This is a genomic window from Micromonospora sp. NPDC047620, from assembly GCF_043205005.1.
In the GTDB taxonomy this organism is placed as follows: domain Bacteria; phylum Actinomycetota; class Actinomycetes; order Mycobacteriales; family Micromonosporaceae; genus Micromonospora.
In genome coordinates, this window is sequence record NZ_JBIDDG010000003.1 from 248,406 (window position 1) to 272,229 (window position 23,824).

19 protein-coding genes are annotated in these 23,824 nt (G+C 72.1%); 11 read left to right on the forward strand and 8 right to left on the reverse strand.

Going from position 1 to position 23,824, the window contains the following annotated elements:
* Nucleotides 1–63 precede the first annotated feature (63 nt).
* On the reverse strand, nt 64–4,011 hold the full coding sequence (gene eccCa, locus ACGF5C_RS05355; protein WP_393296879.1) for a type VII secretion protein EccCa: 3,948 nt from the start codon (nt 4,009–4,011) through the stop codon (nt 64–66).
* A gap of 191 nt (nt 4,012–4,202) precedes the next feature.
* On the opposite strand from eccCa, the gene ACGF5C_RS05360 reads away from it, so the two are divergent.
* Genes ACGF5C_RS05360 through eccD form a run of 5 tightly spaced genes read left to right on the forward strand, consistent with a single transcriptional unit; the run spans nt 4,203 to nt 10,261 of the window.
* Nucleotides 4,203–4,955 carry a WXG100 family type VII secretion target gene (locus ACGF5C_RS05360; RefSeq protein ID WP_393296881.1) on the forward strand — a complete coding sequence of 251 codons (753 nt, stop codon included), beginning with the start codon at nt 4,203–4,205 and terminating at the stop codon, nt 4,953–4,955.
* Between the two features lie 33 nt (nt 4,956–4,988).
* On the forward strand, nt 4,989–6,107 hold the full coding sequence (locus ACGF5C_RS05365) for a hypothetical protein (RefSeq protein WP_393296883.1): 1,119 nt from the start codon (nt 4,989–4,991) through the stop codon (nt 6,105–6,107).
* A gap of 3 nt (nt 6,108–6,110) precedes the next feature.
* Nucleotides 6,111–8,522, forward strand: a complete 2,412-nt coding sequence (locus ACGF5C_RS05370; RefSeq protein ID WP_393296885.1) for a WXG100 family type VII secretion target — start codon at nt 6,111–6,113, stop codon at nt 8,520–8,522.
* A 57-nt stretch (nt 8,523–8,579) separates the two neighbouring features.
* On the forward strand, nt 8,580–8,882 hold the full coding sequence (locus ACGF5C_RS05375; protein WP_393296887.1) for a YbaB/EbfC family nucleoid-associated protein: 303 nt from the start codon (nt 8,580–8,582) through the stop codon (nt 8,880–8,882).
* Between the two features lie 29 nt (nt 8,883–8,911).
* Nucleotides 8,912–10,261 carry a type VII secretion integral membrane protein EccD gene (eccD, locus tag ACGF5C_RS05380; RefSeq protein ID WP_393296999.1) on the forward strand — a complete coding sequence of 450 codons (1,350 nt, stop codon included), beginning with the start codon at nt 8,912–8,914 and terminating at the stop codon, nt 10,259–10,261.
* On the opposite strand, the gene ACGF5C_RS05385 is transcribed toward eccD, so the two are convergent.
* Nucleotides 10,258–11,283, reverse strand: a complete 1,026-nt coding sequence (locus ACGF5C_RS05385) for a type VII secretion protein EccE (RefSeq protein WP_393296889.1) — start codon at nt 11,281–11,283, stop codon at nt 10,258–10,260. The genes eccD and ACGF5C_RS05385 overlap by 4 nt on opposite strands.
* 179 nt (nt 11,284–11,462) lie before the next feature.
* On the opposite strand from ACGF5C_RS05385, the gene eccB reads away from it, so the two are divergent.
* Nucleotides 11,463–12,905 carry a type VII secretion protein EccB gene (eccB, locus tag ACGF5C_RS05390; protein WP_393296891.1) on the forward strand — a complete coding sequence of 481 codons (1,443 nt, stop codon included), beginning with the start codon at nt 11,463–11,465 and terminating at the stop codon, nt 12,903–12,905.
* Nucleotides 12,902–13,552, forward strand: a complete 651-nt coding sequence (locus ACGF5C_RS05395; protein ID WP_393296893.1) for a LuxR C-terminal-related transcriptional regulator — start codon at nt 12,902–12,904, stop codon at nt 13,550–13,552. The genes eccB and ACGF5C_RS05395 overlap by 4 nt, the downstream gene beginning before the upstream one ends.
* 140 nt (nt 13,553–13,692) lie before the next feature.
* Here the strand turns inward: ACGF5C_RS05395 and ACGF5C_RS05400 are convergent, their stop codons facing one another.
* A complete protein-coding gene (locus ACGF5C_RS05400) occupies nt 13,693–14,064 on the reverse strand; it encodes a hypothetical protein (RefSeq protein ID WP_393296895.1) in 372 nt (123 codons plus the stop codon).
* A 332-nt stretch (nt 14,065–14,396) separates the two neighbouring features.
* Between ACGF5C_RS05400 and ACGF5C_RS05405 the strand changes: the two genes are divergently transcribed.
* Nucleotides 14,397–15,959: an alkaline phosphatase D family protein gene (locus ACGF5C_RS05405; RefSeq protein ID WP_393296897.1), complete on the forward strand. Its 1,563-nt coding sequence runs from the start codon at nt 14,397–14,399 to the stop codon at nt 15,957–15,959.
* Between the two features lie 172 nt (nt 15,960–16,131).
* Here ACGF5C_RS05405 and ACGF5C_RS05410 read toward each other — a convergent pair whose 3' ends face one another.
* From ACGF5C_RS05410 to ACGF5C_RS05425, 4 genes are all read right to left on the reverse strand, one after another.
* Nucleotides 16,132–19,128, reverse strand: a complete 2,997-nt coding sequence (locus ACGF5C_RS05410; protein WP_393296898.1) for a family 16 glycoside hydrolase — start codon at nt 19,126–19,128, stop codon at nt 16,132–16,134.
* 120 nt (nt 19,129–19,248) lie between these two features.
* The gene (locus ACGF5C_RS05415) at nt 19,249–19,452 is read right to left on the reverse strand and encodes a hypothetical protein (RefSeq protein WP_393296900.1); all 204 of its coding nucleotides are present in this window, start codon (nt 19,450–19,452) and stop codon (nt 19,249–19,251) included.
* Between the two features lie 919 nt (nt 19,453–20,371).
* On the reverse strand, nt 20,372–20,530 hold the full coding sequence (locus ACGF5C_RS05420; protein ID WP_393296902.1) for a hypothetical protein: 159 nt from the start codon (nt 20,528–20,530) through the stop codon (nt 20,372–20,374).
* Between the two features lie 176 nt (nt 20,531–20,706).
* Nucleotides 20,707–21,078 (reverse strand): ArsR/SmtB family transcription factor, encoded by a 372-nt coding sequence (locus tag ACGF5C_RS05425; protein WP_393296904.1) that lies wholly within the window; start codon nt 21,076–21,078, stop codon nt 20,707–20,709.
* Nucleotides 21,079–21,232: 154 nt separating this feature from the next.
* Here ACGF5C_RS05425 and ACGF5C_RS05430 point away from each other — a divergent pair, with 154 nt between their 5' ends.
* The 3 genes from ACGF5C_RS05430 (at nt 21,233) to ACGF5C_RS05440 (ending at nt 23,121) form a co-directional block, all read left to right on the forward strand.
* Complete coding sequence (locus ACGF5C_RS05430) at nt 21,233–21,595, forward strand: hypothetical protein (RefSeq protein WP_393296906.1); 363 nt, start codon at nt 21,233–21,235, stop codon at nt 21,593–21,595.
* Nucleotides 21,596–21,716: 121 nt separating this feature from the next.
* Complete coding sequence (locus ACGF5C_RS05435) at nt 21,717–22,535, forward strand: SDR family NAD(P)-dependent oxidoreductase (protein ID WP_393296907.1); 819 nt, start codon at nt 21,717–21,719, stop codon at nt 22,533–22,535.
* Nucleotides 22,525–23,121 (forward strand): TetR/AcrR family transcriptional regulator, encoded by a 597-nt coding sequence (locus tag ACGF5C_RS05440; RefSeq protein ID WP_393296909.1) that lies wholly within the window; start codon nt 22,525–22,527, stop codon nt 23,119–23,121. Before ACGF5C_RS05435 ends, ACGF5C_RS05440 begins: the two co-directional genes overlap by 11 nt.
* Nucleotides 23,122–23,133: 12 nt before the next feature.
* Here ACGF5C_RS05440 and ACGF5C_RS05445 read toward each other — a convergent pair whose 3' ends face one another.
* Nucleotides 23,134–23,775: a hypothetical protein gene (locus ACGF5C_RS05445; protein ID WP_393296911.1), complete on the reverse strand. Its 642-nt coding sequence runs from the start codon at nt 23,773–23,775 to the stop codon at nt 23,134–23,136.
* Between the last annotated feature and the right edge of the window lie 49 nt (nt 23,776–23,824).

The window sequence follows — 23,824 nt, forward strand, 5'->3', positions numbered from 1 at the left end:
GCACTATTACCCACAGGGACCCGGCGGCCGGGGCCGCCGGGTCCGTGCGCCGACCGGTTCGGATCAGGCCGGGTCGGTCTGCGCCCAGGCGAGCTGCACCAGCGACACCCCGGTCCGCCGGTCCACCAACTGCCCACGTCCGGGCGGCTGTTTGCTGGGCTTGACGTCGCCCAGCAGTGCGCCCTCGTCGCGGGAACCGGAGAGCAGCAGGCCCGGTGTGCCCAGGTCGCGCAGCCGCTGCACGACCGGCTCGAACAGGCTTCGGCTGGCGCCGCCGGACCGGCGGGTGAGCACCAGATGCAGGCCGACGTCCTTGGCCTGGGGCAGGAAGTCCAGCAGGGGCGCGAGTGGGTTGCGGCTCGGTGACACCACCAGGTCGTAGTCGTCGACGAGGACGAACAGCTCGGGGCCGCTCCACCAGCTGCGCTCGCGCAACTCGGTGGCGGTCACCTCCGGACCGGGCAGGCGCCGCCGCAGTCCCTCCGCGGCCTCGGCGACGAGTTGCTCGAGCACCGGCTCACTGCCGGCGTAGCCGAGCAGGTGCGGGCCGGTGAGGGCGTCCACCAGCCCGCGCCGGTAGTCGGCGACGATGACCGCGGCCTCGGCCACCGGATAGCGGGCCGCGATCTGCTGGGCGAGCACCCGCAGCAGCCCGGTCTTGCCGGACTCCACGTCGCCGAAGGCGATGAAGTGCGGGTCGGCGTCGAAGTTCAGGTAGGCCGGTCCCAGATCCGCCTCGGCCAGCCCGATCGGGATCCGCCGGTCACCGGGAACCGGACCGGGCAGGTCGGCGGCCGGCACCAGCCTGGGCAGCAACCGCACCTGCGGAGCGCGCGGGCCGTGCCAGCTCGCGTCCACCTGCTTGACCAGGTCGCTCGCGCCGTCAGGCAGGTCGCTGACCGTGGTGCGGCCGTCGATGCGGGGCAGCCCGCCGAGGAAGTGCAGCTTGTCGGCGGTGAGCCCGCGTCCCGGAGCCCCCTTCGGCACGTCGGCCGCGGCCCGCCGGTCGTACGCCGAGTCGGCCGGGTCGCCGAGGCGCAGCTCGACGTGGGTGCCGATCAGGTCGCGCAGGGCCGGTCGGATCTCCATCGCCCGGTTGGCCGACAGTACGACGTGCAGGCCGAACCCGAGGCCGCGGGCGGCGAGCGTGGTGACCGACTCGTCCAGCGGCTCGAACTCCTGGCGCAGGGTCATCCAGCCGTCGACGACGAGGAACACGTCGCCGAACGTCCGCCCGTCCGGGCTGGGCGGTGGGCGGCGCCGGAAGTCGGAGATCGAGTCGATGCCGTGCGCGGCGAACGACTGCTCCCGCTCGGCCAGCAGGCCGGTCAGCTCGGCGATGATCCGGCGGACCCGTTCGGTGTCCATCCGGTTGGCGTAGCCGCTGACATGCGGCAGGCCGGCGAGGGTGGCCAGGCCGCCGCCACCGAAGTCGAGCAGGAAGAACTGCGCCTCGGTCGGGGTGTGGGTGAGTGCCAGCGCGGTCACCAGGGTACGCAGCAGGGTGCTCTTGCCGCTCTGCGGTGCGCCGAGCACGAGCGCGTGCCCGGCCGCCCCGGACAGCTCCGCCCACAGCAGGTCCCGGCGCTGCTCGAACGGCTTGTCCACGATGGCCAGTGGCACGGTGAGCTGCCCGTTGCCGGCCCAGCCCACCGGGGTCAGACCGCGCTGCGGGTCGATGCCCAGAGGCGGCAGCAGCTGGTCCAGGGCGGGCGGTTCGGCCAGCGGCGGCAGCCAGATCTGGTGCGCGGCGGGCCCGTTGCCGAGCAGCCGGCCGATCATGGCGCTCAGCACGGTCTCGCCCTTGGTCGTCGCGGTGTCGGGGCCGTTCGCCGGTGCCGGCGCGCGTACCGGCTCGGCCGGCGCCAGCGGGGCGAGCCCGAACGGCAGCACCCGCCGCTCGTACGGGATCTCCTCGGCCACGGCGGCGGCCTGCTCGGGCGGCAGTTCGCCGGAGACGTACGCGGCCTTGAACCGTTGCAGGGTGGTGGTGTCCCACTTCAGGTACGCCGAGCCGGGTACCGGCGGCAGTTCGTACGCGTCGGACACCCCGAGCACCGCCCGGCTCTCCGCCGCGGAGAAGGTGCGCAGCCCGATCCGGTAGCTCAGGTGGCTGTCCAGGCCGCGTAGCCGCCCCTCCTCGAGCCGTTGCGAGGCGAGCATCAGGTGTACGCCGAGGCTGCGGCCGAGCCGACCGATCATCACGAACAGGTCGATGAACTCGGGACGGCTGGACAGCAGTTCGCTGAACTCGTCGATGATCACCAGCAGCGAGGGCAGCGGTTGCAGCGGCGTGCCCTCGGTTCGGGCCCGCTCGTAGTCGCGTACCGAGGCGTAGTTCCCGGCGGCCCGCAGTAGTTCCTGGCGGCGGACCAGCTCGCCGCGGAGCGCGTCGGCCATCCGGTCGACCAGGGTCAGGTCGGCCGCGAGGTTGGTGATCACCGCGCAGGTGTGCGGCAGGCCGGTCATGCCGGCGAAGGTGGCGCCACCCTTGAAGTCGATCAACGCGAGGTTGAGCGTCTCCGAGGAGTGGGTGGCGGCGAGCCCGGTGACCAGGGTGCGCAGCAGCTCGCTCTTGCCGGACCCGGTGGCCCCGATGACCAGCCCGTGCGGGCCCATGCCCCCTTCGGCCGACTCCTTGAGGTCCAGGTCGACCGGGCGCCCGTCGGGATCCACCCCGATCGGGATGCGCAGCCGGTCCCGGGCCGACCGGGGGCGCCAGGTGACCACCGGGTCGAGCCGGCGCGGGTCGCCGATGCCGAGCAGGTCGGCCAGGCCGAAGGTGGTGGACAGCGGTTGCTCGCTGGCCGCCGCCGTGCCGGTGTGCAGCGCGGTGAGCTGCCGGGCGACCACCTCGGCGCCGGCGACGCTGAGCCGGTCGGGCACACCGACCAGCGAGACGCCGTCCAGGGTGCGCATGCCGAGCCGACCTTCGGAGATCACCAGATCGAGCGCGTCAGCGCCACCGGACCCGCCGCCGATCTCCAGCATGGTGGTGCCGGCCAGGCCGTCGGGTGGGGCCAGCCCGGCATCGGGCAGCGTGCCGGCCCCGTCGAGCACGATCAGCAAATGCGGTGCCTCGGGCCGGGCACCGGGTCTGAACGGGCCGCGGGCCGCCGGGTCGGCCGGATCGTCGGCCAGTAGCGCGGCCAACTCACTGAGGGTGGGCGCGACCAACCGGGTCGGTCCACTCGCGTCGGCCCGGCCCGGATGCACCGCGTGGGGCAGCCACTTCAGCCAGTCCCAGCCGTCCTGCCGGTCCGGCCCGACGCAGGCGGCGACGCGCAGGTTGTCCGGGGAGTGGAAGGTGACCAGGTGGGCCAGCAGGGCCCGGGCGAGGGCCAGGATCTCGGGGCGGTCGCCGGCCAGGGTGACCCGCTGGAAGGAACGAAGGGACACCGCCACCGGCAGCCCTCCGACGGTCGCGTAGGTGCGGATGAAGTGCCGCAGCGAGGTGGACGCCACCGGATCGAGGTCCTCCAGCGGGGCGGTCTGTGGCGCCCGCAGCGCGGTGGCCAGCCGCTGCGGCCCGGTGCCGACCCGGACCCGGCCGAAGTCGGGATCGGTGCGGGCCCGTTCCCAGAGCCGCTCGGTGCCGGCGAACGACCACAGGTCGGCCGGGTCGGGCAGCGCCGCCAGGGCCGTCTCCCGTTGGCGGACCGCCACCTCACGGACCTGGCCGCGCAGGCCGCCGAGGTAGCGCAGGTAGTCGCGTCGTTCGTCGTTGATCTGCGCCTTCTTCGAGGCGCCGCCACGGGACAGGCTCATGATCAGCATGCCGACCATGGCGCTGATGTACAGGGCGCCGAAGATCCAGGTCATCGCCCCGCCGGACCGCCCGATGTAGACGAACGACATGGCGCCCATGCCGAGCATCATCGGCAGCATGAACATCAGTTGCATGCCGGCCTGGCCGGACCCGCGGGGCAGGGCGGGCGGGGACTGCAGCATGATCTCGCCGCGTGGTGGTTCGGGCAGTACAGCCCGGCGGCGGAAGGTGTCGGCGGACATCCGGCGGTGCCTCCTCGGCCCGAAGAATCGGGACCCGTGGTCACTTTGACAGAGCAGGTCGTGGGTAGTTTTGCCGTTTAACGGCTTGCGCGCACCAACCTACGATGACCCGCAACCATCCGGGAACCGCCTCAGCGCGGTCGAGTTGCCCGGCCCCGGGGCGTGGGCGATCTGGCGGGAAGGTGCGAACGATGACGACAGGCTCGTCGTACAACGTGCGGCCGGATGCCGTACGTGGAGTGGTCGGCAACGTCGTCGGCATTCTGCTCCAGGCTTACAGCACGGTGATGGAGTTGGAGCGGCTCACCCTCGCGCCGACGTCGTTCGCGAAGCTGGGCTCGCCGGTCGCGTCGGCGAACATCGCGATGCAGGGGCAGGTCGTCGGCACCATGCGGACGCTGCTGCAACTGCTGCAGGAGATCAACGACCTGGTACACCGCAGCGCCAACGACTACGACGACGCGGACCGGGCGGTCGCCGCCGCGCTGGGCGGGGCGCCCACCGGCACTGGTGCGGCGCCCAGCGCCGCCCTCGCCGGCTACGCGATCAACGACAGCGCGGGCGCGGCGGGGGAGCCCGGGTCGGTCGGCAACATCCTGGACTACCTGGGCCGGGCGGGGCTCGGTGAGCTTTCGGCCCGGCCCCTGACCGAGGTGACCTTCCGCGACGCGCGGGACTTCGCCGACTGGCTCGACCGCAGCCCGGCCAACCAGGAACGGGTCGGCCTGTTGGCGGTCTACTCCGGCAGCGGGCGGGACGTGTCCGGCCTGGTGCACCCCGGCGACGTGGTGGTCGTACAGCCCGTCGCCGGTGACGGTGGCCCGGTCATCGGTGTCGCCGGCGCGGGCGGCCAGCTCTACAACCACGGAGCGGTCGGCTCGGCGGCGGAGTTCGGACGCGTCCGCGTCTACCGCCCGATGACGGATGCGACCTCGCTGTGGTGAACCCCGACGGCCTGAAGCCGAGAGAGGTGCGTCGTGTTTGACATCCCCAACTCGGGCGCGATGGACGCCGCCGCCGGCGGTCGCGGGCCCGGTGCAGTCGCACTGCCCACGATCGTGGGCGGTAACCCGCAAGCCATCCTTGCCCACTCTGCGGCGTTGACCGCGCGGGTGGCCCGGCTGGTCACTCTGTTGGCCGACCTGGAGCGGGCCCGCGAGCAACTGCGTGAGGTGTGGTCCGCCGGGTCGGCGAGCGACTCCGTGGTGCAGAAGCTGAACAAGTCCTTCGCGAGCTTCCAGCAGATCATCGAGACCGTGTACGCCGGCGTTCGGGAACTCGAGGGTGCCGCCGCGCAGTTGACCACCGCGCAGGCGGCCTACCGGGCAGTGGTCAGCGCGGTCAACCCGACGGTGGCCGCGCTGATGTCCAATCCGTACACCCGGGCGGCCGGTCGGGCCCTGGCGGTCAGCACCACCGGGATCCTCAAGGCGTTCCTCACCGGTATCGGTGGCATCCTCACCGCCATCGGGGTGACCAACCTCGGCCAGATCCTGACCGGTCTGGCCACCATCGTCGGCCAGGTCGAGCAGTTGTTCTCGAAGAACAACGACGGTGGCTCGGTGCCCGCTCCGGCGCTGCCGCCCGGGAGCGCGGGCAACCCCGTGCTCGCGCCACCACCGATGGCCAGCGTCGCCACCGGCGCGGGACAGGTGGCCCTGGGCGGCAGCTACGGCACCAGCGGCTACGGCATGCCGTCGTTCACCGGCGCGGGCTACCCGGCCGGCGGTTCGATGAGCAACTACATCCCGCCGGCGCTCGGCACCGACCAGTGGATCGCGGTGCAACCCGGTCAGCCCTCGCTCCCCAACGGTGCGGCGCCGGTGACGATGACGCCGCACGGCCCGGTGCAGACCCTGCCGATCCCACCGGCCGCGCCGGTTGACGGGCCGGCGTCGTCCGCCCCGTCCGGGCCCGGCGACGACGGCGACGACGACGTGACGATCACGGCCAGCAAGGGCGACATGACGTTGACCGTCGAGGTGCCGGTGGACACCGGACGCGCGTTCGACATCGAGGTCACCGCCAGCTCCGGTGGGCAGAGCGTCAACGCCGACATCAGCGTCGGCGCCGACGGCTCGATCAAGGTGGACTGACCGGTGACCGGCGTTTCTCCCGCTCTGGTCGGCCACACCGTCAATCTGTCGGGCGCGCTGTCCTGGCTGCTCTCCCGGTACGCCACGGTGCTCGCCGAATACCGCCGGCAGATGACCGGCGACCCGGCCGGGCTGCGGGCCGTGGCCCACTCCTATCTGGCGATCGCCGACCAGGCGGCGGGCGTCTCCGGCGAGCTGGTCCGGCGCCGGACCGGGCTCTCGGCGCAGTGGCACGGCTCGGCGTACGACGCGTTCGGCGTCGCCGCCGGCCGGGTCACCACCGGGCTGGACGGCACCGAGGCGCGGCTGCGCCGGCACGCCGCCGCGCTGGAACGCGCAGCCGGCGGCCTGGAGGCCGCCGCGAGCACCGCCGACACGGTCATCGCCCGGTTCCGAGCCAACGCCCAGCTCCTGGTGGCCGCGGCCGGGGCGGTGCCGAGCAGTCAGGTCTCCGCTCTGCTCGGGCACGCCCGGAACATCGGTGAGCAGGCGTTGGATGCGATGCGCGGGGTGTGGGACCGGCTTGGCGTGGTGCTGGCGCAGGTCGCCACCGAGCTCGGCGGGCCGCACCCGGTCGGGGCCGCCGGTCCGGCCGCCGCGGCCGGCGCCGACGGACGTCTCGCGGCAGAGTCGGTGCGGGCCGCGCTTGCCGGAGACGCCTCGCCAACGCAGTTCCGCCAGAGCATGGCGCAACTCGCCGTGATCACCGACCGGGTACGCACCGGCCAACCACCGTCCGCTGCGGACAAGGCCTTCCTGACGTCGTTCTACGGCGCACTCGGCGACCGGGTGTTCGACCTGCCGGGCTACGTCAACGCCACCGAGCACCGCTACCAGACCAGTCTGTTCGGCATTTTCGGCGAGACCGCCCCGGGCTTCGCCCCCGCCGACCGGCAGGAGATGCTGCGGACTGTCGGCAACGGCATCCTCACCCTGTCGCAGGACCCGGCCGACCTGCCTGCCGCGGTCCGCGACCTCGTGCACACCCGGGCGGCCACCGAGACCAACATCGGCACCAACTCGTTCGGCTTCACCCACGAGGTGCCGGCGACGCCGGGTCGCGCACCGTTGACCGGGGTGCTCGGCGAGACGGTCTACACCAACCGGCTCGACGTGCCCCGCTACGCCCAGTGGGAGGCGCTGTCGCAGCTGACCGGCGCGGCCGACCGGGATCTCGTCGCCGGAGCCGACTACTCCGCCGCGGTGACCCGTCGGGTCGGCGAGATGGCCGACGTCACCCAGCGACTGGACGACCTCTCCCGGCACAGCCCCGACCAGCCCGGGTACTACGTGTCGACCGACGACGCGGTGCTCTGGGACAAGCCCCGGGTGGATGCGACGATGACCACGCTGCTCGACGTGTCCACCCGGAACCACGTCGCCGACGCGGCGCTGGCCAGCGACGGCGAGACACTGCGCCGACTGGCCGGCTTCGCGTGGGCGGACGACGGCAGCACCGCGGGCCGGGTCGTCGACTGGATCGGTGCCGGAACCGCCGATCCCGCCGAGCACGACCTGGCCCGCGGTGCGTACGTCAACCTCACGCAGACGATGACCGACCCGGCGTCGTACCCGCAGACCTTGGCCGCGATGCGGGAGAACCCGCACTTCGCCGAGGCGATCGCCCGGGCCACCGTGCCGAACCTGGATCTGTACGCCCAGCCGCTCGACGGGTTGGACACCGATCCGGCGGCGCAGCGCCTGGGCAGCACCGACGCCCGGCACATGCTGATGCTCGGTCAGGTCACCCAGGACGGTCGTGACGAGATCAGCGCGGCCGCGGACCTGTACCAGGAGTACCTGCTGCGCCAGGCCGACGCCGGCACGATCCCGATGGAACAGGCGGGCCGGTACGCCGGCAACGTCGACGGCCTGACCAACGCCGCGGCCGCCAACGCGATCTGGTACGCCAACGTGCAGGACGCCGAGCAGGCCACCCGTACGGCGCAGGAGGCGTACGCCCGGCAGGTGGCGATCGCCAACGCGGTCAAGGACGTGGTCGGGTTCGGGGTCGGCAAGTTGCCAGAGGTCGGCGAGTTCGCCGGCTTCGCCTTCGGGCAGGCGGCCGACGTCGTTACCGGTGCCCTGCAGGCACCCGCCCCGGTGCATCCACAGAGCGTGCCCACCGATGTGTTCCACCATCCGCAGTTCACCGGCAACGGGACCGTCTACACGGCGGCGGGCGACCTCGCCAGTTTCGAGCTACGCAACGGCGGATCGGCCCCGGCCGTACCGGTTGGCGCGCTGCATGGCGCGGCCGCGGAGGAGGAGGCCGTACGGTGGGCCCGGGCTGACCCGGGCCGGGCCGACTACATGGACGCCTACACCACCGCCGCGCAGTACGTGTATCTCGCAAACCTTGCGACTCATACCCGTGAGTCGATCCAATACGACGTGCAGGGGCGGCGGCCGTAGTCCACTGGCGGGCCACGGCACGGGCGAGTAGCGGTGACACCGGAGGGAAGACGACAGATGGAACCGGCGATCGAGGATCTGCTCGCCCAGGTGCGTGAGCAGCAGCAGCGGATCGAGGAGATCCAGCGCTCGGTGGCGACAATGGAGCTGACCGCGTACGCCGGCAACGGCGACGTCACTGTGAAGCTCAAGGGAGACGGCCGGTTCACCGAGGTGACCATCGACCCGCAGGTGCTGCGTCGCTACGACGCGCAGACCCTCGGCCAACTGGTGCTGGAGGCGGTGAACGACGGCCTGGCCAAGCTGGCGGCGGCCAACGAGGCGAGGTACGCCCCGCTGCTCGGCGAGGCGCAGCAGTGACCACTGCGGTTGCCCCTCGGCGGGTCACCGTGGTAGCCCCCCACGCCCGTCTCGACGTGTCGTTGCCGATACAGAGCACGGTGGCGGAGCTGCTTCCGCAACTGGTCCGGTTGCTGGCCACCAACGCCGACCGGGCCGATCGGGCCGGCGGGGTCGGCTGGGAACTGCGTCGCTTCGGTGGGCCGCCGTTGGACGGCGCGGTCACCGTCAGCGGCGCCGGGGTGCGCGACGGCGAGGTGCTCTACCTGGACACGGTCGACCGGCGGGCCACCCCGATGCTCTTCGACGACGTGGTGGACGCCATCGCGAGCGCCGCCGCGGACCGGCCCGGAGTGTGGCGCGCGGCGGCGTCCCGGAAGGTCGGCGGTGCGGTCGCCGCGCTGGCCTTCACCGCGGTCGCGGTCGCGGTCGGCTTCAGCGGGCTCGCCGCGTCGACCGTGGCGCTGTTTTCCGGCATCCTGGCCCTGATACTGCTGCTCGCCAGCGGAGCGTTGTCGCGGGCGTTCGGCGAGCGAGGCATAGGCGCGGCGGTGGCCGCCGGTGGCGTACCGGCCGCGATGATCGGCGGGCTGGCGGCGATCGGTGGCCTGGGCGCGGCGATGGAGCTGACCGCGGGTCGACTGGCGCTGGCCGGCGCGGCGGCCACTCTCTACACGGCGGTGGCCGCCGTGGTGGTGGCGGAGCAGCGGTTCGCCGCCGCCGCGGTGGCTGCCGCGGTGGGTAGTCTCGGCGCGCTCGCCGACCTGCTCACCGCCTCCTCGCCCGCCTCGGTCGCGGCGGTCACCTGTTGCGTGGCCGTGGTGGCCAGTCCGGCGCTGCCGATGCTCGCGCTTCGGCTCGGCCGGCTGCCGCTGCCCGGGGTCCCCACCGACATCGAGGCGTTCCGCGGGGACGAGCGGCCCACGCTCGGACCCGAGGTGGTCGCGGACACCGAGGCCGCCGAACGGATCCTGAGCGGTCTGCTCTGCGGCCTGGCGGTCATCGTCGCCGGTTGCGCCGGGATACTCCTGTGGAGCGGTGGTCGCTGGGCGTGGGCGCTGGCTGGTCTGGCCGGCGTCGCGCTGTTGCTCCGCGCCCGAGCCTACGTCGGCGTCGGCCAGCGGGCCGCCCTGTTGCTGGCCGGTGCCGCGTCGGTGCTCGGCCTGACGGCTCGGGCCAGCCTGGCCGGCGGACCCGGAACGCGGTTGCTCCTCGCCGGGCTGCTCCTGGTGACCGGAGTGGTCTGCGGGACGTACGCGGTCCGGGCCGCCGCCAAGACACCGTCGCCGTACTGGGGCCGGCTGCTCGACGTGGTCGAGTTCCTGGCGCTGGTCAGTCTGGTGCCGGTGGCGGGCGCGGTGCTCGACATCTACGGCGCGGCACGCGCATGGGGCGGCTAACTCACTGGCAGGCCAGCCAGCGGCAGCGTGGCCCAGGCCGCCTCGGCATGCGCCCCGTCCAGTGGGACCAGATCCCGGTCGAAGCCGGCGGTGGCCTTCCCGACCGCCTCGGCGACCGCCTCCCGGGCTGGTCCGGCGGGCACCGCGAGCCGGATCAGCGCCGTGCTGCGGGTACCGCCGCCGCGTTGCCGGTCCCACCGTACCGACACGGCACTGACCAGCGCCGGTGCGACGGCGTGCCGGCGAAGCAGCGTGGCCACCTCGCTCAGGCTCCGGGCGGGTCGGCGTGGCCGGAAGCAGACCTGGTGCAGCATGCCCAGCGACCAGTAGTGCCAGGTCTCGGTGCCCGGATCGGCGGCGCGCCGCGGATCGACACCGAGCACGGCGGCCCATGCGTCGCGCAGTTGACCGCCGTCGAGCGCGGTGACCTGATGCCCGCCGGCGCGCAGCTCGGCGGCGAGCCGCAGCGCGGCGGTGCCCGCGGCACGTACCGCACCGATCCGGCCGCCGCCGCGGGCCTGTACCGCCCGGGTGGCCGTCTCGGGGTCGAGCCGGATGGCGATCCAGCGCGCCGCGTTGCCGGTGCCGGGCGAGGTCCAGTCGACCAGCTGCGCGCCGGCCAGCGGCAGATCGGGGTCGTCGTAGCGGGACAGCAGCCGGCGCAGCAGGTCGTCGAGGTCGCCGTCGGGTTCGACGCGCAGCAGCGCGCTCCACGAAGTGCCGTCACCGGCCAACCCGATCCGGTTACCCGCCCGGTCCGCGTCGGTCCGGGTTCGCAGGCCGGGCAGGGCGGGCAGGGCATTTCCGGCGCGGCGCCGGAAGCGGTGCCGGACCACCACCCAGTCGGACAGCCACCGGCCGCGCCAGCGCACCCCGGTAGCGAGCACCACGCCTGCCGCCACCCCGGTGAGCGTGCCGCCGACCGCGCCGGACGGCCCGCCGGCCGCGACCGCACCCAGCACCGCGGTCTGCCAGAGCACCAGCCGGCCGACGCCGAGCCCGCGCAGTGTGCGCGGTCCCACCGGTGGTACGGGCAGCGGCGGCGCACTCCGCTGCCGTGTGGAATCGAGGGGCGGTGCGGTGGCCGGTGCGGCTGGCGGCATGGCTCGGCTCCTTGGGCTCGATCTCGTCGGCGATCCGTACCTTATATCCGTAGTTCTAGTGCACCGGGCGTGCACTGCACCATGGCGGGGACGAACTGATGTGGACACAGCGGGACCAACTACAGGCGTACCAGTTCCTTCGCCGTCGGCTCGTCTCGGCGCTGCAGGTCGGTGACGCCAACCACCCGGTGTCGCCGAGTCGCCGTCTGGTCATCGGGTGTGCGCTCGGCGCGGCGGTCGCCCTGCTGGTGACCGCCGGCTTCGGTGTGTACGGCTTTCTGCGGCCCGGGGCGAACACCGACTGGCGCAAGCCCGGCCAGGTGGTGATCGACAAGGACACCGGAGCGGCGTACGTGATGGGCGCCGACGGGCTGCTGCACCCGATGCTCAACTACGCCTCCGCGCGGCTGCTCGCGGGCGGTGACGGCACCGCCACCAGCCGGGTGTCGAGCAAGTCGCTGGCGCGTGCGCCGCGCGGCGTCCCGCTCGGGATACCCGGCGCGCCGCCGTCGTTGCCGGGCCGGGATCGGCTGACGACCGGGCCGTTCACCGTCTGTGCGCAGACCGCCGACGGTCGGCCGGCGGGCACCGCGCCGGTCACCACGGCGCTGGCCGGGGTCTCGCCGGTGGGCAGCGAGGTGGACGCGGCGACCGCGTTGCTGGTCGCCGGCCCGGACGGCACCGAGCACGCGTTGGTGGCCGGTCGCCGGCACCGAATCACCGACTCGGCCACGGCGGTGGCCCTCGGCTACGACGCGGTACGCCCGCTGCCGGTCAGCGCGGCCTGGCTGAGCGCGGTGATCGCTGGCCCGGACCTGCGACTGATCACGGTGGCGGGGGTAGGCGCCGCCGGGCCCCGGATCGGTGACCGGAGCACCCGGGTCGGCCAGGTGCTCGCCGCCACGACCGTCGGCACCGAACCCCGCTACTACCTGGTCCACGCCGACGGGTTGCTGCCGATCGGACAGACCGAGGCGGCGCTGGTGCTCGGCAACCCGGCCAACCGCGCGGCCTACCCGGGTGGCGCGGCGCGCGAGCTTCCGGTGACGCCGGCCGACGTGGCGCAGTCGCGGCCGGTGGCCGGTAAGGCCGCCGACTATCCGGCCCGGCTCGCCCCGCCGGCCGAGGCGCCCCAGGAAGGGGCCGCGGTGTGTGCGACGGTGGACGGCGATCGGGCGGTGGTCAGGCTAGGCGCCGCCACCGGTGTGCCGGCCGGGGCGGAGCCGTTGGCAGCCGGCGGCGGCACGCGAGCCGACAGAGTGTTCGTACCGGCCGGCCGGGCCGCGGTGGTGCGCGAGCGGCCGACACCGCAGGCCGCCCTCGGCACCGTCTTCCTCCTCACCGACCAGGGCGTACGGTATCCGGTACCGGACGGCGACGCGCTCAAGGCGCTCGGGTACGGGACGGTTCGGCCCACGCCGGTGCCACCGACCGTGCTGGCGCTGTTTCCCGTCGGCCCCGTGCTGGACCCGGCCGCCGCCCGACGGCCAGCCACGCCGGGCATCACCACCCCGGTCACCGGCGCGGGGGAGCCCCGGTGACCGGCGTGCCGACGATCGAGGTGTCGGTGGTGGAGGACCATCCCCTCTATCGGGCCGCGCTGGTCCGGGCGCTCGGGGACGCACCGGATGTCCAGGTCAGGGTGACCGCCAAGTCGGTGGAGGAGTTCGCGGCGTACCGGCAGCCCGGCGGGGGAGTGGCGATCCTCGATCTGCGGCTGCCGGGGGTGCGCGACGCGGCGGCGGTGGTCGCGGTCACCGGGATGGGCCACCGGGTGCTGGTGGTGTCCGCGCACGGCGACCAGTCCGACGTGCTCGGGGCGATCGCCGCCGGGGCCCGTGGCTACCTGACCAAGGACGCCGATGCCGACGAGATCCTCCGGGCGGTACGGGAGATCGCCGCCGGCAACACCTACGTGTCGCCGACCCTGGCCTCGATCCTGCTGGACTCCTCCCGGGGACGGCAGCCGCTGTACCGGGTGCCGTTGTCCGACCGGGAACGTCAGGTGCTGTCGCTGCTGGCGGCCGGCGAACGGGACCAGGACATCGCGGAGGCGTTGGCGATCAGCGTCCGTACCGTCCGATCCCACCTCGACCGGATCCGGGAGAAGACGGGGCGTCGTCGGCGGCCGGAGCTGACCCGGCTGGCGATCGAGGAGGGCATCGCCGCGCCGGCACAGGGCCGCTGACGGTGCGGTTGTAGGTCTTCCCGCCATGCCGTGGTGGCAGCCCGCGAGGGACCGCGACCAAGTAGGACCGAAGAGGTGTCGAGGGCGTCACCGTGACGGTGACGCCCTCGGTCAGCGGATGCACGGTGCTGCTTGCGGTGCTACGGCTTGCAGATCTGGTATGCCTTCCGGAAGCCGGATTCGCTCGCCGCGTCCTGCACCGCAACGAACTCGCCGTCACCGAACCCCCACCCGGCCGGCGCGCCTGTCGAGGAGTCCATCACCCACAGGTCGCGGCCGTCGTCGCAACGGAACCCCCCGACGACCTGGACGCCGCCGGCACGGTCGAGACAGCCGCGTTCGGCCTCCGCCTGTTCGATCTTCTGACCTGGCTTGAAGAGGTCGCTGCACGCAAGCAGGGCGGGTGTGGTCGGTGCCGACGCAGGAGAGGTGCTGCTGTCCCCGTCTTCGCCGCATCCGGTCAGGGCGAGCAGTATGGCAGCGGCGGCGGTAAATGTGGGCGTGCGGATCATGGCGGGCACCATACATAAATCGGCCGAGGCTCGCTGGCCCTATCGGCGCGCCCCGCGAGCCGAACGGCGGAACCGAATTCCGGTCCGCGGCTGGTCGTCGCGGCTTGGAGCGATCCTTCGATCCTCCAGCGGCGTCCGGCCACCGACACGAGAACGTTGCACGACCGTTGTCGGCTGTCACCGCTCGGGGAGCGATGTGATCAGAAACCCCACATCAGAATGCGTTCCGTTCACCACCCGTTCCCGGGAGCGTCAGGCCGGGCCGTTGGGATGTCGAGGAACAGATGCCCGACCCGTCCGGAAGGCAACGCCTCATGTCACAGTCCCCACTCATGCTGCCCCGACGTCGCTTTCTCGCTCTGGGCGGTATCGCCGCGGGCGCGGCGGTACTCGCCGCCGAGCCCGCTTCGGCGACGTCCACCGCCTCGGAGAGCCGGGTCACCCTGCCAGGCTACGTGTTCACACTCGGCGTGGCGTCCGGCGACCCGACGTCCGACGGTGTTGTGCTCTGGACCCGCCTGGCACCGGACCCGCTCGCCCTCGACGGGCTCGGCGGCATGCCCGATCGCCCCGTCCTGGTGCGGTGGGAGATGGCGGAGGACGAGAGCTTCCGCCGGGTCGTGCGTCGCGGCGTGGAACGCGCCACGGCCGACTGGGGGTACTCGGTGCACGCCGAGGTGCACGGCCTGCGGCCGGACCGCGTGTACTGGTACCGGTTCCGGATCGCCGACCAGGCCAGCCCGGTGGGCCGCACCCGCACGGCGCCGCGCCCCGGGACTGCGCTCCAGTCGCTGAGCTTCGCGTTCGCGAGCTGCCAGGCCTACACCGATGGCTACTTCACCGCGTTCGACCACCTGGCCCGCGAGAACCTGGACCTCGTCGTCCACCTCGGCGACTACATCTATGAGGGCGGCGGCGCCGGCTCGATCGGCCGCGCCCACTACCCGGCCGTCGAGACGTTCTCCCTGACCGACTACCGGATCCGGTACGCCCAGTACAAGCTCGACCCGTCGTTGCAGGCCGCGCACGCCGCCGCGCCCTGGGTGGTGGCGCCGGACGACCACGACGTGGAGAACAACTGGGCCGGTGACCACTCCCAGCCGGACACCGAGCCGGACCAGGACCCAGCCGTGTTCCGGCTCCGCCGGGCCGCCGCGTACCAGGCGTACTACGAGAACCTGCCCCTGCGGGCGTCGTCGATGCCGCAGGGCCCGGAGATGCAGGTCTACCGGCGCCTGCAGTTCGGCGACCTGCTGCAGCTCGACGTGCTCGACACCCGGCGGTTCCGTGACCGGCAGCTCACCGACGCGTCGCTGCGCTGGGACCCGAAACGGCAGATGCTCGGCGCCGAGCAGGAGGCATGGCTGCTGGCCGGGCTCGCCGCGTCCACCGCACGGTGGAACGTGCTCGGCAACCAGATCTTCGCCATGGAGGCCGACCACACCGCCGGCCCGGGCGAGCGGTACGGCATGGACACCTGGGACGGGTACGCCGCCGCGCGCCAGCGGCTCTTCGACGGCGTGGCGGAGCGGAACGTCGAGAACTTCCTCGTCGTCACCGGTGACGCCCACCGCAGCGTGGCCGCCGATCTCAAGCTGGACTTCGCCGACCCGGGGTCGCGGACGATCGGCACCGAGTTCCTCGGCACGTCGATCAGCTCGGGCGGCAACGGGACCGACCACGACAGCCTCGGCGTGACCTGGCTGGCCGAGAACCCGCACATGAAGTTCCACAACTCCCAGCGTGGGTACCAGATGTGCCACTTGGGCCGTGACGAGATGCGCACCGACTACCGGGTGGTGCCGTTCGTCAACGCGCCGGGCGCGCCGGTGTCGACGCGGGCGAGCGTCTACGTGCAGAGCGGACGGCCCGGGGTGGCGCACGTGTCCGCGTGACGGGTGATCCGAGCGTGGCGGGCCGGTCCGACGGCTCGGAGTCGTCGGACCGGCCCGCCGCTGGGCTTCAACACGAACGGCGACCCGCGCCGTCGGGGTGGCTGCTGCGGCCGCCAGGCGGGTGGCCGGGCCGGCGAACCGGTCCCGGCCGTCCGCATTCTGGCCGCTGGAACTACAGGTCGAGCGGCTCGATCCAGATGTTGCGGTATTGGACGGGGTTGCCGTGGTCCTGCAACCGGATCGCGCCCGTCGCCGGGCCCTCCGGCCGGTTGCCCCCTGTCGGGCCGAGGATCTCGACGTCGTCGTGCACCGTGACGCCGTTCCACACGACGGTGACCCGCGCGTTTTTGACCTTGTTGCCGGCCGCGTCGTAGCGGGCCTGCCGGTAGACGATGTCGTACGTCTGCCAGGTCTGTGGCGGCAGCGCCGCGTTCACGTCGGGGGCTTTCTGGTTGTAGATGGCCGCGGCGTCGTTGATCTGCGGCGGGTTGATGCCGAACGAGTCCAGCACCTGGATCTCGTAGCGCTCCTGTAGGTACACGCCGCTGTTGGCGCGTGCCTGGCCGGTCACGTCCGGCGGGTACAGCGGCAGGTTGAACTCGACGTGCAGGCGGAAGTCGCCGAAGGCCTGCACCGTGCGCACGTCCCCGTTGTGCACCGTCATGGCGCCGTCGGAGACCGTCCATCCGGGTTCGCGCCCGTCGCTGTGTTGCCACTCGGTGAGCTCTCCGCCGTTGAACAGCGTGATGCGCTCGCCGTGCGGCCGGACGGCGAGCACGTCGAGGTTCACGTGCCCGGAGTCCGCGGCCTCCTTGCGGTACTCGACCAGGTTGCGACCCTTGTTCAGATGCACGGTCGTGGTGACGGTGCCCCACTCCTTCCAGGTCACCGTGGAGGGGAAGACCGTCTGCCCCACCCGTTCACCGTTGACGTACAGGCTCAGCTGCTTCTCACCCGAGTAGGGGTTCGGGCCGTTGCTGTAACGCATCGCCAGGTCGTACGTCCCGCTCTCCCGCACGTCGACCGAGATGCTGGTCGACGAGCCGTTCTGGGCGAACCCGGCAGCGAAGCCGGCGCCGGAGTAGGCGGCGTGGTCGGTCGCCATGCCCACAGCGACCGTGCGGCCCTCCTCGGCCTCGAAGAAGGTCTGCGGCTGCACCACCCGGCCCGGAATCTCGTTGAGCGTGTACCAGGCCTCAGTGTTCCACAGCTCCTCGCCACCAGTGGAGGAGAACGGACGCGGAGAGCGCACGTGCACGACGCGGTTCTCCTTCAGGCCCGGGATCCGCAGCTTGACGGTGCGGCCGTCGGCCGACAGCTCGGCCTCGGTCACCTTGAGCGTCTCCAGTTCGAGCTTGGGCCCGCCGTACTGGCTCGTCGCACCGTAGCGCCACTGCGTCACCTGGTACGCGTCGGCGAGCTTCTGTGCGGTCTCGGCCGACAGCGGCTTGGTGTACTCCAGCTCGAACCCGACATGCGACGCGCGCATCCGCTTGACCTCGAAGACCGGGGTGCCGTTGGGCGTGAGCTTCTGCAGGCCGTACGTCAGCTTGCCCTCCTGACCCCAGTTGCCGCCGGCGCCCAGGCCTCCCACGTAGAGCGCGCCGTCGGGGCCGAGGGTCACCTCGTTGATGCCGGACTCCAGTCCCTGCGTGTGCCGGAACACCGCACCCTGGTACTGCCCCTCGATTTTCTCGAGGAACACCCGCTGTAGGCCGCCGTAGGTCACGTCACCGACGACCAACTGCCCCGCGTACGGGCCCTGCTTCAGCAGCACGGGAGTGGACGGTGAGTTTCCGATCTCGTTCTGCGGAAGCCAGACGACGGGACGCGTCACCGGCTTGTCGTCGAACCGACCCGTGGGCGTCGTGTAGTGGTTGTAGAACGCTCCTTGCTGGATTTCGACCAGCTTGGACGCCGGCAGCCAGCCTCCCTGGTTGTCCGTGACGAAGACCTCGCCGCGTGGACCCCAACCGATCCCGTTCGGAGTGCGCAGCCCCCCGGCGACATACGTGATCTCGCCCGTCGCGGCGTTCACCTTGATCGAGGTGCCGCGGTCCGGCGCGGGCTGGGGCACCGTGGTGGCGCCACCGTAGTTGATGGCAACCGAGAGGTTGAGATAGAAGTACCCGTCCCGGTGGAGCAGGCCGAACGCGAACTCGTGGAAGTTGCGGCCCCACGGCCAGGTCGCAACCGTCCGGTGGTCATCCGCGTCGCCGTCGCCGTCGGTGTCGCGCAGGGCCGTCAGCTCGTGCTTCTGGCTGACGTAGACGGTCCCGTCGACCACCGCCACCCCCTGGGGCTCGCGCAGCCCCTCCGCGAACTTGCGGTAGGTCACCTGCTCGGAGCCGCTCTTCCCGGTGACGCCCTCGACCACGTAGACCTCGCCGGTCGTGTTGTCGGTGCCGCCCCAGGTGGAGATGACCAGGTCCCCGTCGGGCATGAAGTCCATGCCGGTGACCTGCGGCCGGAAGCCCTCGGGACGCAGGTCGGTGAGGGTGTACCCCGGGTGCACCCGGTCGAGGGGCAGGCCGTCGCCGGCCGAGTCGGTTGCCCCCTCGCAGTACTTCCACCCAGGGGCGGTGACACGTACGACGCCTGCGTCGGTGCTCAGCGCGGAGGTCGGCACGAGCTCGAAGCCGTCGGCGCCGGGGCGCCGCCACTCGAGCCGCAACACCTGGCCGCCGCCGTTGTCGAAGAACTCGACGAACAACGGGTGCAGGCCGGCGCTCAAGGTGATCACTCCCTCCCGGGAGGTCTCACCGTGCAGGCCGTCGTGGTCGACGACGAGCTGGTCGCCGATCGTCAGGCGTGACCCGTCGTCGCTGGTGAGCCGGAACGTGTAGTCACCGCCGGTGGGCACGGCGAGGTTGGCGATCACGTGGCTGATGAACCGGTCGGACAGGCCGAACTCGTCCGTAGCGGTCCAGTTGATCTGCGGCATGAGCTTGTCGACGTTCGGCGTCTGCGCGGGCTTCAGGGTGCACAGCGCCGACAGCGGGACACCCATGTCGTACGAGCGCAGGGTGACGCCTGGCTCCTGCGGCGGGACATCGGCGGTGGCGGGTGCGGCAGTGGCCGGAGTGACGGGGGCCGCGGCGAGCAGGGTCGCCACAGCGGCAGCTGCGGCCGCGAGCGCGGCACGCCGCCGTTGTCTCGGTGCGGTCATGGTTCCTCCTGGTGGTGCGGCTCCCATGCGGGAAGAGCCGTGCAACTTTTCTCCCCTGGACCGGTCGATATGCTCCCGCGAGCAAAAGATCGATGGACGACGTTATCACTTTCCATCGATCTATCGGAACTTTTGGATGGAGAGGCGAAAGTCGGCTTCAGACGTGATCATCGGGTGGTGGTTGCAGCTCAACCGGGTGGTCATGATCTGGGTGCCCCGGAGCTGCCGCAGGGCCGCGCGCAGGAGCGCGGCGTCGCTCATGCAACGGAACTTCCCCGGCGTCTCGGAGACCGACAGGAGGCACACGCCCACCAGCGCCGACACGATCTTTCGGGATCAAGGCGCCGCGCGAGTGCGGCGCAAGCCGGCCGCACTCGGCCCGCTGGCGCCCTCCGCGGCATCGGTCGCTCGCGGCCAACCGGGCTCGCGCTACGCCCGGGGAGCCATGATCGCCGCTTCGATGCGCAGTCCGATGCCTGCGAGGACAAGGAGCCCGGCGAGGAAGTGCGGCTCGGCCATCCCCGAGTCGCTGGAGATCGTGAGCACGGAGATCAGCAGGCCCGACAGCAGAGCGGTAGTGCCTACTGCTCGCGTGGTGGCAGCTCGCCGAGAAGGTCCACGGCGGGACCGTACCGGAAGTCGGGCATGAGGACGGTCCGGCTCCGTGAACCACTCCTCGGCGCTTGTGGCCTGCCCTGCGGGCGGCCTCCGGCCGTCCTGGGCCTTCCGCAGGTCCGGCTTCCACGGACCAGTTACTGGCCAGGTGGCCTGGCTGCGTCCGAAACCGCAGGGTCGCCCGGCCCGATCCTTGTCGCGTTCGGCTGAGGGGAAAACCGTCGTCACGGTGACGACGGCGAGCCGGACCAGAGGTCGGCGAGCAGCCGGCCGAACGGGAGCCACGGACGGCGGCGGCGACCACGCCGGTGCCGCAGGCGGCACGCGGGGCGGGCCAGGTGTTGAGCCGGGCGTCGTCTTCACGTTCCTGCCGCGACGGATGGGCGCCGTCCGGGCGGGGGACGGGTGCTGGGTCAGGGGCCCGCCGGGCGGGTCATGCCTGTTCGAACGCCCGTATTGACCGAGCGGGGGCGGTTCCCGCTCGTGCCCGCACCAGGCCGAGGGCGGCCGGTGAGGTGTGTGTCGGGAGTCTTCGGGTAGGGCGGAAGGGAACCCGGAAAACGATCAGTTGAGAACGGCGAGCGGTGCCGGCCCGCCTTTCAACGGGTGCCGGCACCGTTCGCGTCTGTCACCGCTTGGCCTGGTGTTTGGCCATCTGCGGCTGTTCGCCCCTGCCGACTCTCCGCAGTGCCTCGCGCAGCTGCTCCTCGGTCATCTTGGAGTTACCCTCGATGCCCGCGTTGTGCGCCTGCTGGCGGAGTTCGTGCAGCCGTTCCCGGTCACCCATGTCGGCCTCCCCGTGGTGCGTGGCGCGGGCGGCTCCGCGCGCCACTCCGCTCGTCGTCTTCCCGGGTCGGCCATGAGCAAACGGCCTCAGTCGGTGCCCTGCCACGGGGCGAGGGGTGACGCGCGCCGGATCGTCCTGCGAGCGCTCCACGACGGCGCGGTCCTCGACAGCGCCGCTCAGCGGGCCTTCTTCGCCGCCCGCTTGCGGGGCGGCGTCAACAGGTCGGCTATCGCCGCGATCGCGGACGGCACCAGGCGGTAGTACGCCCAGACGCCGCGTTTCTCGCGTTCGAGCAGGCCGGCCTCGGTGAGGATCCGAAGGTGATGGCTCACGGTCGGCTGGGAGAGACCGAGCGGGGCGGTGAGGTCACTGACGGACGCCTCGCCCTCCGGAGCGGACTGGATCAGACTGAGCAGTCGCAGCCGGGCCGGGTCGGCGAATGCCTTCAGCACTCCCGCGAGCCGCTCGGCATCGGCACGCTTGATCGGCTCACCAGCAAGCGGCGAGACAGCAGGCATGGCAGTTTTCGCAGTTCCCACGCCTTCCATCGTTCCACCGACATCGTCGATAGGCCGGTGGAACCGCGATCAGTACCCCGATGGCGGTCGCGAGACCGGTTGCGAGGGACGCTGGGGGCGGGGCGGCGAGCGTGCCGTGCCCCGGGCGACGAGTCGACCTCCTCAGGCACGCAGCCCCTCCCCGGTGGCGATGATCGCCTTCTCGAACCACGCTGCGGTGTTCCCGTTCGAGCGGGTCCAGACCGCGACGCACTGCACGTTCCTCGTCGTCCAGCAGGTCGTGACTCCAGCCGATCACCGCGCGCAGCGAGCGATGCCGTTCGTCGGCCCCGCGCCCACCGGCCAGCAGGCGCAGCACGTCGTCCAGGGCGGCCAGCAGGCCCGCCGCGCCCAGCGACGCGCTGCGAGCGGCGGCCAACTCGATCGCCAGCGGCATCCCGTCGAGCCGGGCGCAGAGTTCGGCGACGAGCGCTGGGTCCGCGCCGAAGTCCGGGTCGACCGCCCGGGCCCGGTCCTGGAACAGGGCCACCGCGTCGGTCGACGCTGACACACTGCCAGCCGATCGGCTCCATGGTGTTGATGATCGAGTCGACTTCCTTGCGGATGTGTTTCATGGACACCGAAACTTGTTCTAGAACGTCGCTCTAGTTTGGTCTAGGCTGGCGGCCATGGCGGAAACGGTGACGGCGGTCGTGACCGGAGCCAATCGCGGCATCGGGTTCGCGGTGGCCACCGAGTTGGTGCGGCGGGGCTGCCGGGTGGTGCTGGTGACCAGGAACCGGGCGCGGGGCGAGCAGGCGGTGGCGGCGCTGGGGGCGTGGCCGGGCGGCGCGGGTGGCTCGGCGGAACTGGTGGTGGGCGACCTTTCGGTGTTGTCGTCCATTCGGGCGGTCGCGGTCGAACTCGACAGTCGCTGCGATCGAATCGACGTGCTGGTGCACAACGCCGGTGTCTGGCCGACCCGGCTGGTACGCACTGAAGACGGGTACGAGCAGTCGTTCGTGGTGAACCACTTGGCGCCGTTCCTGCTCAACCACCTGCTCGAGAAGCGGCTGCGGAGGGTGGTCCAGGTCAGCGCCGGCCTCTACGTCAAGGGCAGGGTGGACCCGGATCGGACACCCAGGGGCGAGGACTTCCACTGGATGCGTACCTATTGCGACACCAAGCTTGCGAACCTGCTCACCGTGCCGTTGTTCGCGAAGCACTGGGAGAATACCGGGGTGACCATCGACGCAGTGCATCCCGGCGTGGTCAGGACCGGATTGGGGGACCCCGGTGGCGTGAAGGGCCTGCTGCTCAAGGTGATCAAGCGCCGGTGGGACGCTCCGGAGGCCGGCGCAGCGCCGGTGATGCGCCTGGCGTTCGCGCCCGGTGAGAGATCCGGCCGCTACTTCGACGGTGACCATCCGGTACCGCTCGCGCCCGTGGCGGACGATCCGGCCCTGGCTCGACGGCTGTGGGATCAGGGGATGGCTCATGTCGCCTAAGCAGCAGCGGGGTGAGGCGACTGCGGAGCGGCTGCTGACCTCGGCGCTGGACGTGTTCGATTCGGCCGGCCAGCCCGGCTTCACGGTCAACGCCGTGACTGCCGCCAGCGGGGTCAGCCTCGGCAGTCTCTACCACCATTTCGGCAGTTTCGACGGGCTGGCCGCGGCGCTGTACAGCCGGTGCATGGCGGCGCTGTTCGACGAGTTGATCACGGCGCTGAGGCGGGCCCGGACCGCCCGCACCGGCGTCCGCGCCATCGTGGCGGCCTACCTGCGCTTCACGGAGGACAACCCGGCCGCGGCGCGCTTCATCCACGCCTCGGCCTACGCCGGATACCTGGCCGGGCACGCCGAACAGGTGACGGCGGCCAAGGCGCCACGCATGGCGGCCGTCGCTGGCTGGCTGCGGCCACGGATGGCGGCCGGTGAGATCGCCACCCTGCCGGAACCCCTGATCGAGATGCTGCTGATCGGCCCGGTGGCGGAGACCGCGCGCCGGTGGCTCGCCGGCGTGCCGGGCATCGATCTCGGGCAGGCTGCGCGCGTTCTGCCCGACCGGATATGGCGTTCGCTCGCGCCGGACTGAACCCGAGCCGACTCAAGGGGGTGACCGTAGCGAGCGGCTGCCGCTGGCAGCTCGGTCGGCGAGGTCACGTACGGCCGCCTGGTATTGCGGTCGCATGTGGTACGGCCAGTGGCGTTCGAGGGGCGGTGGCACGGTGTCGGCCGGGTCGATGGTCACGGCGTGGGGATCACGGAGCCGCATGTCCACCGATTCGGCTGCCGGGGTGTCGCATGGTGGCTCTGTGCCCCAGCGGCCGAAGATGGGTCCACCGATCGGGTCGGTGTCCCGCCAGAGGTTGCGCCACCGCCAGTCGAGTCGCTCGCCCAGGTCGCACAGCGCCTGCTGACCGAGGTAGGCCGGGTAGAGGCGGGCGTAGATGCGGCGCAGCGGGGAGCCGTGGGTCAGCAGGGAGACCCTGGGCAGGGCGGTCGGCGGTAGTTGCAGGACGGTGGCTGCGGCCAGGACCGAGCCGTGGCTGTGCCCGGAGATGACCACGGGGCCCTGCGCGGCGAGCGCGGAGACCCGCTTGGTCAGTTCGGGTACTGCCCGGGCGGCGTAGCCGAGGCTCAGGACGGTCACCCCGGCGGTGGCTGCCCACAGCGGGCGCAGGAGGCGACGGGCCTGCGCGGGGCTGGTCGGCACGGGCAGGCAGAGCAGCACCGCGCAGAACGCCACAGGATTCCGGGCTTGGGTGATCCGTGCGGGGGTTGCCCGGGATGTTCCC

Coding starts and splice junctions, on each gene's coding strand:
- eccCa (WP_393296879.1), bottom strand. CDS start 4,011: ATGTCCGCCGACACCTTCCGCCGCCGGGCTGTACTGCCCGAACCACCA.
- ACGF5C_RS05360 (WP_393296881.1), top strand. CDS start 4,203: ATGACGACAGGCTCGTCGTACAACGTGCGGCCGGATGCCGTACGTGGA.
- ACGF5C_RS05375 (WP_393296887.1), top strand. CDS start 8,580: ATGGAACCGGCGATCGAGGATCTGCTCGCCCAGGTGCGTGAGCAGCAG.
- eccB (WP_393296891.1), top strand. CDS start 11,463: ATGTGGACACAGCGGGACCAACTACAGGCGTACCAGTTCCTTCGCCGT.
- ACGF5C_RS05400 (WP_393296895.1), bottom strand. CDS start 14,064: ATGATCCGCACGCCCACATTTACCGCCGCCGCTGCCATACTGCTCGCC.
- ACGF5C_RS05405 (WP_393296897.1), top strand. CDS start 14,397: ATGCTGCCCCGACGTCGCTTTCTCGCTCTGGGCGGTATCGCCGCGGGC.
- ACGF5C_RS05410 (WP_393296898.1), bottom strand. CDS start 19,128: ATGACCGCACCGAGACAACGGCGGCGTGCCGCGCTCGCGGCCGCAGCT.
- ACGF5C_RS05420 (WP_393296902.1), bottom strand. CDS start 20,530: ATGGGTGACCGGGAACGGCTGCACGAACTCCGCCAGCAGGCGCACAAC.
- ACGF5C_RS05425 (WP_393296904.1), bottom strand. CDS start 21,078: ATGGAAGGCGTGGGAACTGCGAAAACTGCCATGCCTGCTGTCTCGCCG.
- ACGF5C_RS05435 (WP_393296907.1), top strand. CDS start 21,717: ATGGCGGAAACGGTGACGGCGGTCGTGACCGGAGCCAATCGCGGCATC.
- ACGF5C_RS05440 (WP_393296909.1), top strand. CDS start 22,525: ATGTCGCCTAAGCAGCAGCGGGGTGAGGCGACTGCGGAGCGGCTGCTG.